16 protein-coding genes are annotated in these 16231 nt (G+C 65.8%); 9 read left to right on the forward strand and 7 right to left on the reverse strand.

What is annotated here, in order from left to right; genetic code table 11:
• Position 1: 1 nt before the first annotated feature.
• Complete coding sequence (gene fadB / locus HNO51_RS14035; protein WP_197447925.1) at positions 2 to 2176, reverse strand: fatty acid oxidation complex subunit alpha FadB; 2175 nt, start codon at positions 2174 to 2176, stop codon at positions 2 to 4.
• Between the two features lie 256 nt (positions 2177 to 2432).
• On the opposite strand from fadB, the gene slyA reads away from it, so the two are divergent.
• On the forward strand, positions 2433 to 2876 hold the full coding sequence (gene slyA / locus HNO51_RS14040) for a transcriptional regulator SlyA (RefSeq protein WP_197447926.1): 444 nt from the start codon (positions 2433 to 2435) through the stop codon (positions 2874 to 2876).
• A gap of 6 nt (positions 2877 to 2882) precedes the next feature.
• Here the strand turns inward: slyA and HNO51_RS14045 are convergent, their stop codons facing one another.
• A complete protein-coding gene (locus HNO51_RS14045; protein ID WP_197447927.1) occupies positions 2883 to 3419 on the reverse strand; it encodes a preprotein translocase subunit YajC in 537 nt (178 codons plus the stop codon).
• 100 nt (positions 3420 to 3519) lie between these two features.
• Here HNO51_RS14045 and HNO51_RS14050 point away from each other — a divergent pair, with 100 nt between their 5' ends.
• Positions 3520 to 3972: a universal stress protein gene (locus HNO51_RS14050; protein WP_197447928.1), complete on the forward strand. Its 453-nt coding sequence runs from the start codon at positions 3520 to 3522 to the stop codon at positions 3970 to 3972.
• Positions 3973 to 3975: 3 nt separating this feature from the next.
• Here the strand turns inward: HNO51_RS14050 and HNO51_RS14055 are convergent, their stop codons facing one another.
• Positions 3976 to 5901 carry an ATP-binding cassette domain-containing protein gene (locus tag HNO51_RS14055; RefSeq protein ID WP_209537681.1) on the reverse strand — a complete coding sequence of 642 codons (1926 nt, stop codon included), beginning with the start codon at positions 5899 to 5901 and terminating at the stop codon, positions 3976 to 3978.
• A 100-nt stretch (positions 5902 to 6001) separates the two neighbouring features.
• Between HNO51_RS14055 and HNO51_RS14060 the strand changes: the two genes are divergently transcribed.
• Both HNO51_RS14060 and HNO51_RS14065 read left to right on the forward strand, forming a co-directional pair.
• On the forward strand, positions 6002 to 6895 hold the full coding sequence (locus HNO51_RS14060; RefSeq protein WP_242597120.1) for a TatD family hydrolase: 894 nt from the start codon (positions 6002 to 6004) through the stop codon (positions 6893 to 6895).
• 1 nt (position 6896) lies between these two features.
• Positions 6897 to 7373 (forward strand): hypothetical protein, encoded by a 477-nt coding sequence (locus HNO51_RS14065; RefSeq protein WP_197447931.1) that lies wholly within the window; start codon positions 6897 to 6899, stop codon positions 7371 to 7373.
• Here HNO51_RS14065 and HNO51_RS14070 read toward each other — a convergent pair.
• A complete protein-coding gene (locus tag HNO51_RS14070; RefSeq protein WP_209537683.1) occupies positions 7359 to 8450 on the reverse strand; it encodes an ACP S-malonyltransferase in 1092 nt (363 codons plus the stop codon). The genes HNO51_RS14065 and HNO51_RS14070 overlap by 15 nt on opposite strands.
• Positions 8447 to 10672 (reverse strand): dehydrogenase E1 component subunit alpha/beta, encoded by a 2226-nt coding sequence (locus HNO51_RS14075; protein WP_209537684.1) that lies wholly within the window; start codon positions 10670 to 10672, stop codon positions 8447 to 8449. The genes HNO51_RS14070 and HNO51_RS14075 overlap by 4 nt, the downstream gene beginning before the upstream one ends.
• Before the next feature lie 100 nt (positions 10673 to 10772).
• Here HNO51_RS14075 and HNO51_RS14080 point away from each other — a divergent pair, with 100 nt between their 5' ends.
• Positions 10773 to 11624 carry a LysR family transcriptional regulator gene (locus HNO51_RS14080; protein WP_209537685.1) on the forward strand — a complete coding sequence of 284 codons (852 nt, stop codon included), beginning with the start codon at positions 10773 to 10775 and terminating at the stop codon, positions 11622 to 11624.
• Here HNO51_RS14080 and HNO51_RS14085 read toward each other — a convergent pair.
• A complete protein-coding gene (locus HNO51_RS14085; protein ID WP_276571204.1) occupies positions 11582 to 12166 on the reverse strand; it encodes an elongation factor P hydroxylase in 585 nt (194 codons plus the stop codon). The two genes, HNO51_RS14080 and HNO51_RS14085, sit on opposite strands and share 43 nt — an antisense overlap.
• A 131-nt stretch (positions 12167 to 12297) precedes the next feature.
• Between HNO51_RS14085 and HNO51_RS14090 the strand changes: the two genes are divergently transcribed.
• The 3 genes from HNO51_RS14090 (at position 12298) to HNO51_RS14100 (ending at position 15619) form a co-directional block, all read left to right on the forward strand.
• Complete coding sequence (locus tag HNO51_RS14090; RefSeq protein WP_209537687.1) at positions 12298 to 13746, forward strand: MATE family efflux transporter; 1449 nt, start codon at positions 12298 to 12300, stop codon at positions 13744 to 13746.
• A 25-nt stretch (positions 13747 to 13771) separates the two neighbouring features.
• Positions 13772 to 14770 (forward strand): DUF3080 family protein, encoded by a 999-nt coding sequence (locus HNO51_RS14095; RefSeq protein ID WP_242597121.1) that lies wholly within the window; start codon positions 13772 to 13774, stop codon positions 14768 to 14770.
• 135 nt (positions 14771 to 14905) lie between these two features.
• Positions 14906 to 15619: a hypothetical protein gene (locus HNO51_RS14100; protein ID WP_197447937.1), complete on the forward strand. Its 714-nt coding sequence runs from the start codon at positions 14906 to 14908 to the stop codon at positions 15617 to 15619.
• Positions 15620 to 15652: 33 nt separating this feature from the next.
• Here the strand turns inward: HNO51_RS14100 and tusA are convergent, their stop codons facing one another.
• Positions 15653 to 15910 (reverse strand): sulfurtransferase TusA, encoded by a 258-nt coding sequence (tusA, locus tag HNO51_RS14105; RefSeq protein WP_197447938.1) that lies wholly within the window; start codon positions 15908 to 15910, stop codon positions 15653 to 15655.
• Between the two features lie 29 nt (positions 15911 to 15939).
• Here tusA and HNO51_RS14110 point away from each other — a divergent pair, with 29 nt between their 5' ends.
• Positions 15940 to 16227, forward strand: a complete 288-nt coding sequence (locus HNO51_RS14110; RefSeq protein WP_197447939.1) for an antibiotic biosynthesis monooxygenase family protein — start codon at positions 15940 to 15942, stop codon at positions 16225 to 16227.
• Positions 16228 to 16231: the final 4 nt, after the last annotated feature.

Consider the following 16231-nt stretch of genomic DNA (forward strand, 5'->3'; position numbering starts at 1 on the left):
TTCAGCCCTGGGCCTTGGGATAGAAGCGCTCGCCGGCCTCGGCCATCTGGCGCAGCTTGTCGGTGGGGGCGTAGAGTGCGCCCAGCTCCTCGGCCAGGCCGTCGGCCAGCTTGACGAACTCAGCCACGCCCATGGCGTCGATGTAGCGCAACGCGCCGCCGCGGAACGGCGGGAAACCGATGCCGTAGATCAGCGCCATGTCGGCTTCGGCCGGGGTCTCGACGATGCCGTCTTCCAGGCAGCGCACGGTCTCCAGGCACAGCGGCACCATCATGCGGGCGATGATGTCCTCATCGGAGAACGCCTTCTCCTGCTGGACGACCTGCTTGACCAGTTCGTAGGCCTTCTCGTCGCTGACCTTCTTCGGCTTGCCCTTCTTGTCTTCCTCGTAGGCATAGAAGCCCTTGGCGTTCTTCTGGCCCAGGCGCTCGTTCTCGAACATGACCTGGATCGCCGTCTTGCCGTCCCGCGCCATGCGCTCGGGGAAGCCTTCGGCCATCACCTCGTTGGCATGCACGGCGGTGTCCATGCCCACCACGTCGAGCAGGTAGGCCGGGCCCATGGGCCAACCGAACTTCTCCATCACCTTGTCGACGCGCTGGAAGTCGGCGCCCTGCTCGACCAGCAGGCTGAAGCCGCCGAAATAGGGGAACAGCACGCGGTTGACCAGGAAGCCGGGGCAGTCGTTGACCACGATCGGCGTCTTGCCCATGGCCCGGGCATAGGCCACGGTAGCCGCCACCGCGGCGTCGCCGGTCTTCTCGCCGCGAATGACTTCGACCAGCGGCATGCGGTGCACCGGATTGAAAAAGTGCATGCCGCAGAAGTTCTCGGGGCGCTTGAGGTTCTGGGCCAGGCGGGTGATCGAGATGGTCGAGGTGTTGGAAGTGAGGATGGTGTCCTCGCTGACCAGGCCTTCCACCTCGGTCAGCACCGCGTCCTTGACCTTGGGGTTCTCGACCACCGCCTCGACCACCAGGTCGACATGACCGAAATCGCCGTAGGAGAGTGTCGGGCGGATGTGGGTCAGCTTCTCGGCCATCTGCTCGGTGCTGAGCTTGCCGCGCTCCACCTGCTTGGCAAACAGCTTGCGCGACTCCTTGAGGCCCAGCTCGATGGCGTCCTCCTTGATGTCCTTCATCAGGATCGGCGTGCCCTTGGAGGCACTCTGGTAGGCGATGCCGCCACCCATGATGCCGGCCCCCAGCACCGCCGCCTGCTTGACCGCCTTGGCCTGCTTCTCGTACTTGCCGGCCTTCTTCTTGACCACCTGATCGTTGAGGAACAGCCCCACCAGGTTGTAGCAGACGTCGGTCAGCGCCAGCTTGGCGAAGGCCTTGGCCTCGATGGCCTGGGCGCGGGCGCGCTCCTCGCCGGCGCCCTTCTGGATCACCTTGATCGCCTCGACCGGCGCCGGGTAGTGCGGCCCCGCCTTGCCGGCCACGTAGCCCTTGGCGGTCTCGAAGGCCATCATCTGCTCGATGGCGTTGAGCTTGAGCGGCCCGGTCTTCTCGGCACGACGCGCCTGGTAGTCGAGCTCACCGGCGTTGGCTCGCGCGAGGATGTCCAGGGCCGCCGCCTCGAGCTGCTCGTTCGGCACCACGGCATCCACCGCGCCCACCTTGAGAGCGGCATCTGCACGGTTCTCGCCGCCGCCGGCGATCCACTCCACGGCGTTGTCCGAACCGATCAGGCGTGGCAAGCGTACGCAGCCCCCCCAGCCGGGCAGGATACCGAGCTTGGTTTCGGGCAGGCCGATCTTGGCCTTCTCGCTCATCACCCGGAAATCGGTGGTCAGCGTCACTTCGCAACCGCCACCCAGCGCCAGCCCGTTGATGGCGGTGACCGTGGGGAACGGCAGATCCTCGATGGCGTTGAAGATCTCGTGCACCTTGAGGTTCATCTCGACCAGGTACTCCTCGCCCTTCTCGAAGATGCCGTGGAATTCGGTGATGTCGGCCCCGACGATGAAGACTTCCTTGGCGCTGCCGATGACCAGTCCCTTGAGGCCGCTCTGGGCACGGATGGCGTGGACGGCCTCGTCCAGTTCGGCCACCACCGCGCTCGACAGCTTGTTGATGGACTCGTCCTTCAGATCGAAGGTGAGCATGGCGATGTCGTCGCCCCCGCTACTGGTACCGCGTGCCACCGTGATGGCGTTGCCTTGATAGATCATCCACGAATCTCCACACAGAGGTTGGCGTTGGAGGAGTGCCAGTTTCATACGGCCGTTTGATTCCGAAAGCTTGGTGCACTCCGGGCGGCGCGTCAAGCCCCAGAATCGCTTTGTGGAGAATGGGAGGCGAACTCCCGGGGAACCTATCCATTAGCGCGATAATCAAAATGCCAATGGCCGTTACTTGACGAGACAAGTTGCATTACACGCAAGGGGTCCGGACAATTCGGCAAATTCAACGTTTAAGCGGAGTCCCATGCACCAGAACATCGGCTTCCGACTGTCGCGCCTGCCACGCCTGTGGCGTGCCATCATCGACCGGCGCCTCGCTCCGCTGGGCCTGACACAGACGCGCTGGATCACGCTGTATCATCTCTGGCGGCTCGGCGATGGGCAGCCACAGTGCGACCTGGCCCGGGCGATCGGCGTCGAGGCGCCCTCCCTGGTCCGCACCCTCGATCAACTCTCGGAGCAGGGGCTGATCGAACGCTGTCCCTGCGAACAGGACCGGCGCACCAAGCGGGTTTTCCTGACCGCGGCGGCGGACCCGCTGCTCGAGCAGATCGACGAGGTGGTGACCCAGGCCCGGCGCGAGATGCTGGCAGGGCTCAGCGAGGCGGATATCCGTCAGCTCGACGCCCTGCTGGAGCATATCGAGAACAATGGCCTGGCAATCCAGGCCAGGGAGAGCGAAGGCTGAGCGCTGTCAGTCGCCCGACGCGCCTTCACCGAAGCCAGTCCCGACCCGGCGCTGATCGGCACGGCCGGCCAAGGCATCGCGCAACTGGCGGAAATCCTCGACGTAGGTGAGGAAGCGCTCCGCCGTCTGCGACTCCCACCACCACAGGGTGATCGAGGTCTCGCTGGACTCGACCACCAGTGCATCCTGCGGCAGGCGTGTCAAGAGCGCTTCGAGCGGTTCGCGCGCCGATGGCGGCAGGGGGCGGAGCGGCTCGATCCGCCAGCGCCAGTCGGCCACGCAGGGCTTGAGCAGATCGCTGGCTTCACTTGCCCGCACCAGCAGGAAGCGTGGCCCGGGGGCAACGGCCGGATAGCTCCAGCGATACCCCGGCATGGCGGTCTCGATACCGTGCAGAGGGGGCTTTTCCAACACCACCTTGACCCCTGCCTTGGCCGCCGCATTGCGCAGCGGCACGATGCGACGCTGCCGAGGGCTGGGCTTGAGCCACATCACCGGTGAGATCATCAGCAGCAGTGCCGCCAGAATGACTAGCCAGACCATCCCGTTTCTCCCGATTCTTGACGCAAGTCGTTGTCTTGATTCATCAGCCGTCCTAGAGTGAAGGCATATCGATCACAAGCCGTTACGCTGGAGCCCTGCCATGAGCAATGAATACCGCCACATCCTGGTCGCCGTCGATTTGACCAAGGACTCCCACAAGGTGCTTGAGCGCGCCCTGCAGATCGCCGAGCGCAACCAGGCCAAGCTGTCGATCATGCACACGCTGGAGCCGCTGGGCTTCGCCTATGGCGGCGACATCCCCATGGATCTCACCAGCATCCAGGATCAGTTGGATGAACATGCCAAGCAGCGCCTGGCCGAGATCGCCGACCCTCACGTGGCCAAGGAGAACCAGCACGTGCTGGTCGGCATGCCCGACACCGAGATCCATCGCTTTGCCGCCGAGAACGGCGTCGACCTGATCGTGGTCGGCTCCCATGGCCGGCACGGCTTCGCCCTGCTACTCGGCTCCACCTCCACCGGCGTACTGCACGGCGCCCAATGCGACGTACTCGCGGTGCGAGTGGGGAAGAAGGGCGAAACCGCCGAGTAGCGCTTACTCCCCCGCCGCCATGGACTCCAGTTCCATCCACCGCTCCATGGCGGCATCGAGTTCGGCCTGCTTGTCGCTCATGGCCTGCAATGTCTCGGACACGCTTCCCGCGTCCTGCTGGTAGAACGCCGGATCGCCAACCCGGGACTCGAACTCGGCCACCTCGGCTTCGAGCCTCTCGATCTCGGCCGGCAGGGCGTCGAGTTCCCGCTGCAGCTTGTAGGAGAGCTTGGCGGGCTTTTTCGCTGCCGGCGCTGAGGGCGCCGCACTGGCCGGCGCTTTCTCTACCGGCTTCGCCGTGGGCTCCACCTGCTGACGCGCCGCCCCCTCCCAGGGCGCCGGTGGCAGTTTCCCGCCCTGGCGCACCCAGTCGCTGTAGCCACCCACGTATTCACGCACCACGCCGTCGCCCTCGAAGGCCAGCACCCCGGTCACCACGTTGTCCATGAAGGCACGGTCGTGGGAGACCAGCAGCAAGGTGCCGTCGAAGTCGAGCAGCAACTCCTCGAGCAGCTCCAGGGTCTCGACGTCGAGGTCGTTGGTCGGTTCGTCGAGCACCAGCACGTTGGCCGGCTGGGTGAACAGCTTGGCCAGCAGCAGACGGTTGGACTCGCCGCCGGAGAGCGCCTTGACCGGCTGGCGCGCCCGTTCCGGGGTGAACAGGAAATCCTGCAGGTAGCTGATGACGTGCTTGTCCTTGCCGCCCACGTTGACCCTGTCGCTGCCCTGGGCGACGTTGTCGTAGACGCTCTTCTCCGGCTCCAGCCCCGCGCGCAGCTGGTCGAAGTAGGCCACCTTGAGGTTGGTACCCAGCCGCACCTCGCCCTCGCTGGGCTCGAGTTCACCGAGCAGGATCTTGAGCAGCGTGGTCTTGCCGGCACCGTTGCGTCCGATCAGGCCGATGCGGTCGCCGCGCTGGATCTCGAGCGACAGGTCGCGAACGATCGTCTCGTCGCCGAAACGGTGGGTCACGCCGACGAGCTCGACCACCCGCTTGCCGCTGCGTTCGCCGCTGTCGATGCCGAAGCTGGCACGGCCCTGGACCTCGCGCCGCTGGCTGCGCTCGCGCCGCAGTTGCTCGAGCGCGCGCACCCGGCCCTCGTTACGGGTTCGCCGCGCCTTGATGCCCTGCCGGATCCAGGCTTCCTCCTGGGCCAGCTTCCTGTCGAATTCGGCGTGCTCCCGCGCCTCCACCTCGAGCTCGTGGGCCTTCTGCTGCTGATACTTGGCGTAATCCCCGGGATAGCGCCCCAGCCGGCCGCGATCGAGTTCGAGGATGGTCGTCGCCAGCTTCGACAGGAAGGCCCGGTCGTGGGTGATGAACAGCACCGCGCCGTTGAAATCGAGCAGCTGCTCCTCGAGCCAGGCGATGGTGTCGAGATCGAGGTGGTTGGTAGGTTCGTCGAGCAGCAGCAGGTCGGGCTCGGCCACCAGCGCCCGGGCCAGCGCCACGCGCCGGCGCCAGCCCCCCGAGAGCGAGCTCATCGAATCGTCGGCCGGCAGTCCCAGGCGCGTCAGCACCACGTCGATGCGCTGATGGAAGGACCAGCCGTCGATGGCTTCGAGCCGGCTCTGCAGGGTCGCCATGCGCTTCATGTCGGGCTCGGCCGCCTGCACCAGGCGGTGGTACTCGGCCAGCAGCTCGCCCGCCTGGGGCAGCCCCTGGGCCACCACGTCGAAAATGGTCTGGCCGGAAGCGGCCGGCAGGTCCTGCTCCAGCACGCCGATCTTCAGTCCCGGCGCGCGCCAGATGCTGCCGTCGTCGGGCAGGATCTCCCCCGCCACCAGCTTGAGCAGAGTCGACTTGCCGGTACCGTTGCGCCCGACCAGCGCCAGACGTTCGCCCTTCTCCAGCACCAGGTCGGCGCCGTCGAGCAGCACATGGGTACCATAGGCCAGTTGCAGGCCTTCCAGACGTAGCAGGGTCACGCGCTCACCTCATCGTTCATCAAGGCGGCTAGTGTAACGCATGGCTGGCCCGCCGTGGCTTTGGTTACAATGCGCGAAAGCTGCAAAGGAGCGCTCCCCATTGGCTGATACCGACGCCGCCTTCAACGACGTTCTGCCCGAGGCACTGCGCTTTCGTTCGCCCGCCCCGCTGGTGGACATCGGCGCCAACCTGACCCACGACAGCTTCGGCCGCGATCTCGAGGCGGTAGTGAGGCGGGCGCGGGCGGCCAACGTGACGACCCTGATCGTGACCGGCACCGATCGCACCCATGCCGAGCAGGCCGTGGCGCTGGCCCAGCGCTATTCCGGGTTGTTCGCCACGGCCGGCGTACACCCCCACGATGCCAGTCGCTGGGACGCCTCCCTGGCCGCCGCCATGCGGGAGCTGCACCAACGCCCCGAGGTGGTGGCCGTGGGCGAGTGCGGCCTCGATTTCAACCGCAACTTCTCCACGCCGGCCGAGCAGGAGCGCGCCTTCGAGGCCCAGTTGGGGCTTGCCGCGGAGAGCGGCAAGCCACTGTTCCTCCACGAGCGCGACGCCGGCCCACGCCTGCGCGAGATGCTCAAGGCCTGGCGCGACGACATCGCCGATGCGGTGGTGCACTGTTTCACCGCCGATCGCGATACCCTCTACGGCTACCTCGACCTGGATCTACACATCGGCCTGACGGGGTGGATCTGCGACGAGCGACGCGGTCATCATCTGCGCGAGCTGGTGCGCGAGATCCCGTCCGACCGACTGATGGTGGAAACCGACTGCCCCTATCTGCTGCCGCGCGATTTACCTGCCAGACTCAAGGGCAGGCGCAACGAGCCTGCACTGCTACCCTGGATCGTACGCGAGATCGCTCACTGGCGAGGCAGCGATGAAGCGGAGCTGGCCCGTGCCACCACGAAGACCGCCCAACGCTTCTTCCGCCTGAACGAGGCAGGCGAAGCCCAGGAGACAGGCCGTGCCCAACAGGAGTCGTGATATGGCCGAAATACCCGGATTCATCGCCGTGGAGACCGGCGACGACAGCGATCTGCCCCTGGCCATTGCCTGGGCACTGCCCGACGGGCGTATCAAGCACACCCTGATACAGCCCGACGAGGACTGGCTCGACGATGAGTTCAACGAGCTCAACGGGTATAGCCTGGAGGAGTTGCACAGCTTCGGCGCGAGCCCCCTGGACGTGATCCGGGAGCTGGAGAGCGACCACTTCAGCGCCACCCTGTTCACCGCCGGCATCAGCGGCGATGAAGCCGCCCTGGCGCGCCTGTTCGACACCTACGGCATCGACCCCTTCGTCGAGCTGGCTCCCGCCGACAGTCTCTATCCCGAGCTGTCCGCCGGCGAATGGAGCCGAGCGCGCAACGAGCTGTTCGGTGAAATGGGGCTCGAGCCGCTACGCCCCGATCACGAGGTCGAGGTGATGCTGCATCTTCACCAGCGTCTAGCCGAGGGCTGATGCTTCCTCGGCCGTCAGCAATCGGTCACGCTGCTCGACAATGCCCATGCACAACAGGCGTGGCTCCTGCTGCTGGCCGGTCTGAAAGGCAGCCTTGTCGCTCCAACCCTGCCAGCCGAGCTGGATCAGCGCCTGGGCCGTGGCGCCACCCAGCGTCGCCCCGGGGCCGGGTATGACGATGCGGTCGGGGGCGAACTCACGCACGCCGACCTTGACGGCCATGGTGAAGTCGTAGGGGGCGACCAGCTGCTCGCCCAGGGTGTAATCCCAGAGCGCCTGCGGGTCAGTACTCCACGGCGTCCAGATATGGCCGCGGCCGTCGATCATCGGCACTTCGGGAGCACGGAACGGCCCGGCATCAAGCCGCCGACGCGCCTCGCGTTTCACTCCCTCCTGAAGGGGCGTATGGAAGGCGGCGTGCTGGTACAGCCGCAGCGGGAAGCGCTCGCGCGCCGGCAGCCGCTCGGTCAGGCGCGCAAGCCCCGTCTCGTTGCCGCCGAACACCAACATGCCCCCAAGCTCGATCGAGAGATAGAGTTCGGCCCCCGAGCTATCGTGAATACGCCCGATCAGCTCCAGTAGTTCCTGACGCAGCGCCCAGTCCGGCTGCCATGTTTCATCGACCCAAGGATAGATGACCTGGCCGCCGGCCAGGCTCTCCTGCATCAGCCATCCCATGGTGCCGATCAGGTGCAGCGTCTCATCGGGCCCCAGGGCGCCGGCCGCCGCAAGGGCAATGTACCAGCCCATGGAGTTGCCGGTGACCGCCACGATCTCGTAGCGCTCACGATCGATCGCCAGCAGGTCGGCCCAGGCGCAGGCATAGATCAGCGGCGAGGCGTGCTCGCCCCGCCCGTGCAGGCTCTGGCGGAAAGGTGTCTCGCCGTCCAACTCGGAGAGCGTCGGCAGATCGGCCTCACGGCGCATGGCATCGAAGCGCCCCAGCCACTCGCTGCCGCCCGCCAGTCGGTTGAGGGTGCCCCACTCCGCGGCATTGTAGGTGCCGCGGCCGGGACAGACGACCAATATGCGCTCGCGGATCGGTTCGCCGTTCATCTTGCTGTCGCTGCGGTTCATGCTTCACCACTCCCTGCCGTGACCTTACCCACCGCCTTCGCGGCCACTTCACCGTGCAGCCCAGGCGCCACGAGGCGACGTCCCTGCGCCACGATCGCTTCCACCGAGGGCAACGTGACCGTGGCTGCCCGCCCCAGGGGAATGAAGCTGTCCTCGGCGGTGAGCCGGTGCAGCCTGTCGCTCGCCATACCGCGCTCCACCAGGCCCGCGATCAGCTCCTCGCTGGGCGAACCGCTGCGCCGACACTCATCGACGACCAGTATCTGGGCGCAGTCGGCGACCCGACGATGCACGGCGTCATGATCGATGGCGGTCAGCCAGCGCAGATCGACGATGCGCAGCGCCACGCCGTCGGCTTCCAACCTGGCGGCAGCCTGGCGCGACAGATAGACACCGTTGCCGTAGGTGACGATGGCAAGCTCACGGCCCTCGCCCCAGACACCAAGCTCGCCCACAGCCAATCGATGCTCGGGCCCGGGATCGGCAAAACACCACCGCTGGTCTCCCTCCTCGAGCAGGTCGCGGGTGTGGTAGAGCGCGATCGGTTCGATCATGACCACCACGCGCTGCTCCTCGTCGGCCAGGCGCACGGCCTCCTGCAGCAAGCCCACGGCGTCGGCGGCGTTCGATGGGCAGGCCACCAGCAGTCCCGGGATGTCGCGTAGCACGGCGATGGCGTTGTCGTTGTGGAAATGCCCGCCGAAGCCCTTCTGGTAGCCGAGCCCGGCGATACGTACCACCATGGGGTTGGTGTACTGGCCGTTGGAGAAGAAGCTGAGCGTGGCCGCCTCGCCACGCAGCTGATCCTCGGCGTTGTGCAGATAGGCCAGGAACTGTATCTCGAGGATCGGCACCAGGCCGTTCTGACCCAGGCCGATGCCGAGCCCGAGGATGCTCTGCTCGTCAAGCAGGGTGTCGATCACCCGATGCGGCCCGAACTGCGCCTGCAGGCGCTGGGTCACGCCGTAGACGCCGCCCTTGCGACCGATATCCTCACCCGCCATCACCAGGTGCGGATAGCGGGTCATCGAGCGCTGCAGCGCCTGGTTGAGCAACTTGGCCATGGGTGCCGGGGTCGCGTCCACCTCGCCCTGCCAGGGTCGCGCACGCCCCGGCCTTGACGGCGGCACGATGCTTGCCATGACCTCGCTGGCCCCCTCCAGCTTGGGCCGGCGAATCGCCTCCTCGGCGACATGCGCGACCCGCTCGGCCACCGAGCGGTAGAGCGCTTCGATGGCAGCGGTATCGAGCACCCCATGGCGCTGGAGCAGACCGGCCGTGACCAGCAGCGGATCGCGCGCCTCATCGGCCTTGATGCGGGCAGGCGTCATATAGGCCTGCTGGGCATCGGAGCCGGCATGACCGTAGAGCCGCACGCAGCGCATGTGCAGGAAGACCGGCTGCTTGCGGCAGCGCGCGATGCGCTCGGCTTCTCTGGCCGCCCGCCAGGTATCGAGCAGGTCGAGACCGTCGCAGGCGAGGTAGTGGAAGCCGGGGCGCGAACGCATGCTGGCTTCGATCCAGCCATCCGGCGTGGGCGTGGAAATGCCGATGCCGTTGTCCTCGCACACCATCACCAAGGGCATCGGCGCCCCCTGGTAGGCGGCCCAGCCGGCAGCGTTGAGCGCCCCCTGGGCGGTGGAGTGATTGAACGAAGCGTCGCCGAAACTGCAGATCGCCACGCTGTCGGCGGGCCACTCGCCAGCGCCGCCCAGCCGCCGCCACAATCCAAAGCTGTAGGCGGCTCCCACGGCCTTGGGCAGGTGCGAGGCGATGGTGCTGGTCTGTGGCGGGATGTGCAGCGCCTTCGAGCCCAGCACCTTGTGCCGGCCGCCGGAGATCGGATCCTCCGCCGAGGCGGCAAAGCTCAGCAGCAGGTCCCACAGCGGCGTCTGCCCCGGCACCGCCCGGCTGCGCTGGATCAGAAAGGCCGCATCGCGATAGTGCAGGAAGGCGGGGTCGGTAGCACGAAAGGCACGCGCAATGGCGGCGTTGCCCTCGTGGCCCGCGCTGCCAATGGTGTAGAAGGCCTCGCCCCGAGCCTGCAGGCGTCGGGCGTGCAGGTCCAGGTGACGGCTCATCAGTTGGGTTTCGAACAGCTCGGCCAGACCGGAAGAAGTGAGCCCGACCTCGTCGAGCTGCCACTCCCGTTGTGGCGCTGGCCAGTCGCCGCTGCGTAGCGCAGCGTAGAATCGCTGCTCCTGTGGAAGAGATTCGAGCACGGTGCAGACTCCGGGGCTGCCAAGGTAATGGTTACAGCCTAGCGTGCCCGACAGGCAAAGCGATAATATCGATATCCTGCCCCAGATATAGGCTTAGTTTATGGATGTGCGAAGCCTGCGCTACTTCATCGCCGCCTACGAGGGCGGCTCGATCAGCGCCGCCGCACGGCGCTGCCACGTGGCGCAACCCTCCATCTCGACCGCGCTGATACAGCTGGAGGAGCGGCTGGGCACGCCGCTGTTCGAACGCCACCGTCGCGGCATCACGCCCACCGAAGAGGGACACCGACTCTATCCACTGGCGCGCCAGGTCAGCGAGGACCTCGATGCCATCAGCCGGCTGTTTCGCACCCCGGCACCGCCGACACCGGTTCGTCTGGGGTTGATGCGCTCCCTTGGCGCCAACCGCATGACCGCCCTGCTCAAGGAGTACATCGGCCAGGGCGACAACCTGGCCCTGACCCTGGTCAATCCGGAGGAGCGCTGCGATGCGCGCATCATCGGCGAACAGGACCTGTCGCCAGGCGAGGCCTTCCAACCGATCTGGCACGACAGCTATCGCCTCGCGCTGCCCAGCGGGCACCCGCTGGGCCTGAAGGGCACTGTCTCGCTGTCCGATCTAGACGGATTGCCGTTCATCTGGCGCCACCCTTGCGCCGCCATGCAGCAGCTGGCCACGGCGCTTAGCGATGCCGGCGTGCGCTGCCAGGTCCGTGCGCGCCTGCGTACCATCGAATACACCCTGGGGCTGGTGGCGGCCGGGGTCGGTGCCTCGCTGGTGCCGGCCTGGCCGGAGATCCTCAGTCATCCGGACGTGCAGAGCCGCCCCCTTGCCGAGCTCGATATTCGCCAGACCATCGGCGTCGCCTACCCGGCGCGGCAGGCCATGCCTGCTCTCGAGCCGCTGCTTCAGCTCGGCAGAGCGGCGTGGGAGACTCGCGAGCGCAGCTGATCGAATACAGCCAGCCCCGCTGACAGGGCGCTCTGCATGGGCTCGCCCCGTTGGTAGAAGGCCAGCAGCGCAGTGTTGAATGCGGCAGCCCGGCATGGCAGCCCCTCCCGCTCGTAGCGGGCCGCGCGCTGCTCGACGCGGTCATGGAAGGCCTCGCGGTCGACCTCGACCTCACCGCCCAGATTGTCGACGCTGATATGAAAGCGCAGCCCGCAAGCTCGGGAGAAGAGCATTTCCAGTGCCTGCGGCGCCACTTCGGCCTGCTCGAAGCGGCGTTGCTGCTCTGCGTTGCGTCCGTCGGGCAGGTACCAGTAGCCGTAATCCTCCCGCAGACGCCGCTGCTCACCGGCGATGCACCAATGGCTGATCTCGTGCAAGGCGCTCGAGTAGAAGCCTCGCGCGAAGATCACTCGATGCCAGGGAACGACATCGTCGGCGGGCAGGTAGAGCGGCTCGTCGCCGCCACGTACCAGCCGGGTATTGAAACGCTGCTGAAAGAGGCCGTCGAACAAGGCGATCACGTCATCGAGGTGATGCGTCACGGGTTCTCCATTCATGACGAATGGCCCGCCAGTATAGGCGAGTCGTTTGCGCAGCGAAATTCACCGGGAATTGCTAACATATTCGGTTTCCTTGGCATGTGGCCAAGGCCTGAGATGCATGGAGCACCCCCTTGGCAACTTTCTTCACCGACCTGCTGAGCGTCAGCCGCACGGAAACGCGGCCCCTGCTGCGGCTGACCTTGCCGATCTGCGGCGCCCAGCTGGCTCAGGCAGGCATGAGCGTCACCGACGTGATGATGACGGGCCGTGTCAGCGCCACTGACCTGGCGGCAGTCTCCGTGGGCTCCAGCCTGTGGCTGCCGTTGATGCTGTTCATGACCGGCACGCTGATGGGGCTGACGCCTATCGTCGCCCATCTGCTGGGAGGTGGAGCCACCAAGCATATCCGCCCTAACGTCCACCAGGCGCTATGGGTCGCGCTGGCCCTGGGGCTGTCGTCGGCGGCACTGCTGTGGCTCTTGGTGGCCCCTATCTTTCGCCTGATGGAAGTTCCCCCCGAGGTTGCCCATCGCTCCTCGGCCTATCTCTCCGCCGTCGCCTTCGGCATGCCGGGCGTCGCCCTGTTCCAGGCGTTGCGCGCCTTCTCCGACGGCATGAACCATACCCGTCCCTCGCTGTGGATCAGCCTGGTGGGACTCGGCGTGAACATCCCCAGCAACTTCGTACTGATCTACGGCGGCGATGGACTCACCGGGTTATTCGGCAGTTGGCTGCCGACCTGGCTACAGGAACTGCCGGCCCTGGGGGCACTGGGCTGCGGCATTGCCACCGCCCTTTCCATGTGGACCATGTGCCTGGCCATGGCAGCGTATACACGTCGCTCCAGGGCCTATGGCGACGTCTCGCTATGGCACTCCCCAACACTGCCCCGCTGGCGCCTGATCGGCGAACTGCTCTATGTGGGCGTTCCCATCGGCGTGGCGATCTTCGTCGAAGTGACGCTGTTCACGCTGATCTCGCTGTTCATCGCCAGCCTGGGAGAAGTGACGGTGGCAGCGCACCAGGTCGCCCTGAACTACACCTCGATCCTGTTCATGCTGCCGCTGGCGCTGAGCATGGCACTTACCGTCAGGGTCGGTAATACGCTCGGCCAGGGCAAGCCCATGCAAGCTCGGATGGTGGCTTGGAACGGGGTGCTGGTCTCGGTGCTGATCGCCCTGTTCAACAGTGCGCTGCTGTGGTTCACGGCAGAGCCTGTCATGGCCCTCTACACTCATGATACGGCCGTCCAGCGCCTGGCCTTGTCGCTGATCCTGCTGGCCATGCTGTATCAGATCTCCGACTCGCTCCAGGTCAACCTGGCCGGCGCCCTGCGAGGCTACAAGGATACAAGGGTCATCATGCTGATCACCCTGCTCGCCTACTGGGCGGTGGGACTGGGCGGCGGTCATTGGCTGGGAACCCGCGGCCTGCCCGGCGGGAGCGGCCCGCTCGGCGTGCATGGTTATTGGATTGGCCTGATCGCCGGGCTCACCGTGGCCGCGGCCCTGCTTGGCGCACGCTTGCGGTGCAAGGCCAAGGGAGTCGCGAATGGCAAGCTGGATATCGCTCGGGATTGAAGCGAAACGCTACCTGGCCCCTCTCATGCTCGTACTGTCACTGGTTGGCTGCCGCAGCGAGGAAGAGGCTGAAACCAGACTCGTACGATACCAGCAGGCTCTGGCCGAGGGGTTGGGCCAACCAGCCCCGCAAGCAAGCGCCCCACCCAATATTGGCGCTTTCCCCGACCGCAACGAACGCCTTCACGAAATCCCCGAGACCCGTGAGGGCATTCTCGAGGTCTATGCCCTGCGCGAGTGCCGGATCACCTCTCTGGTCGCCGCACGCAACAATCAGCTCGGTCGGGTGGCGCCACCCAGCCAGCAATGGATCTACGAGCTCGAACTCTGGCGCCGGCTGCACGCCTGCTGGCAAAGCAGCGTGCCGGAGACGCTCGCCGAGGCCGACCGTGAGCGACTCGGGCGGCTCACGCGGACCAAGACCGAGCAGTTACCCATGGTGAGCTGGAACAGTCTGTTCGATTCCGAGGAGTGGGTACGCAACTTCTCCCGCGCAAGCTCACCGCTGGCGCCAGACGACACCCATGGCATCGAGGCCCAGTTCGAGGCGCTGACTTGGCTGCACCAAGCCACCCTCAACCAGTTCAACCCCACCTGGCGTCATGAGTCGTCCACCCTGGAGCACCACCTCAAGTCGTTGCGCAGCCGTCCGCTGACGGCTGAGTTGTTGCGTGCCCTGCTGCTCGCCGAGCAGCGACTGGCAGAAGCTACCGCCATGCTGGCCGACACTCTCACTGCCGATGACACCTGCAGCAGGCTCTCGGCGACGCCCGACGAACTGGGTCGGCGCCAGGCCGCCAGGCAGGCCTTGGACTGGCTGGAACGACTCGAAGCCTTGGCCACCCGCTGGCTGACGATGCTCGACAACCTGATCGAGAGCCACATCCCTCCTCCCGAGACGGTCAGCGCCTATCGGGAACGCTGGCTATCGCTGGAGAACCCCGACGCCCCGCTGCCCGCTCTGCGCCAGGCACGCCGCGAACATCGCCAGCATTGGCATGCCCTGGTCGAGCGCTGTTCATGAAAAGGCGTCGCCGGACTTAACTTGTACGGCGACTCTGTGATATTGGTGATTCGTAAGAGGTAGGAGTCGATCCCGTCAGCCTTGCCGCAGCCGTGACCTTTCCGCTCGGCCCATGCAGAATCTGGAGGGAGAAACATGGGTATGCCACTGTCACCCCGCCCTGCCCGGGTCATCGACCTGGAAACGATGCGCCAGAAACTCCAGGCCAGGCGACGCCTGGTCCGCCTCTCCCCCGAACTCGACGGACTCGAGATGGTCTACAGCCTGTCCTCGGAGCCGGACGCCCTCTACGGCATGCCTATACTCGCCTGGGGGCTGCGTGAGGACGGCGACGTGGTCGGCCTGGTGCCCTGGATGGAAACCTTGACCCCCTGCCACCAGCTCGACGACGCCGAACACGGCTGCTTCGTCGGCTATCGCGATCCCGAAACCGAGGAACTGCTGGAGTCCCCGCCACCTCACAAGGCCTGCGAGCTGGAGCATGCCGCCGCCTATTTCGACTACGAGGAAACTCGCGAGGTGACGCTGATTCAGCAGATTCCCGATACACAGGGCACTCACGCCTTGTGCATCGACGACGACAGTCACCCCTGGCAGCTCAAGCAAGTGTTCGGCTGGCGCCTGTATAGCGACGGCAACGTGGAGGCGCTCCTGGCAGACGAATCCCTCGTCGAATCAACGCCGATCCTGCCCGGCGATGCCTGCCTCTATCCCGGAAAGAGCCGTCACAGGATGGTCTATTTCTTTCAGCGCAGTATCGCCAACCGCATCCGTGAGCAGGACCCCAGCACGCTCGAAGCGTTGGCCCTGATGGTGGTGCCTAGCGCCGCGAAGGAAGCCGATGATTGAGGGGAGGCCCCAGACCAGCGGACTGGCAGTACATCAGCCCAACCGGATAAAGTAGAGGTATTGCCCGTCCGACTCCTGCTGCGAGATCAGCTCATGGCCGAGAAAGCTGCAGAACTTGGGCACGTCACGAGTGGTCGCCGGATCCGTGGCGATTACCTTCAGAATCTCGCCAGGCTGCATGTCGCGCACCTTGTTGTGCATCAACATGATGGGCTCCGGGCAGTAGAGTCCGGTCGTATCCAGCTCAGCCTGATGGGTGGAGGTGGGCTGTGAGTCGGCGGTATTCGTCATCGATCGACCTCGGCGTAGGGAGCTGCTAGATGATCAAGATCATTATCGAACGTCGTATCATGCCTGGCCTGGAGGAGGAATACGAGGAGGCCGCACGTGAAGCCATGCGTCACTCCCTCGGTGCCAGGGGATTCGTTGGCGGTGAAACCCTGGTTGAACGAGGCCATAGCGACCGGCGCCTGATGATCGTGAAGTGGCGGGATTTGCGCACTTGGAACGAGTGGTACGCCAGCGAGGCGCGTGCGCGGGCCATGCAACGCATCCTGCCGCTGCTGACCGAGGACGAGACCATCCGCATCTACGAACCCTCCTACTGAGAGA

This window comes from Billgrantia sulfidoxydans, assembly GCF_017868775.1.
GTDB classification, from domain to species: domain Bacteria; phylum Pseudomonadota; class Gammaproteobacteria; order Pseudomonadales; family Halomonadaceae; genus Halomonas; species Halomonas sulfidoxydans.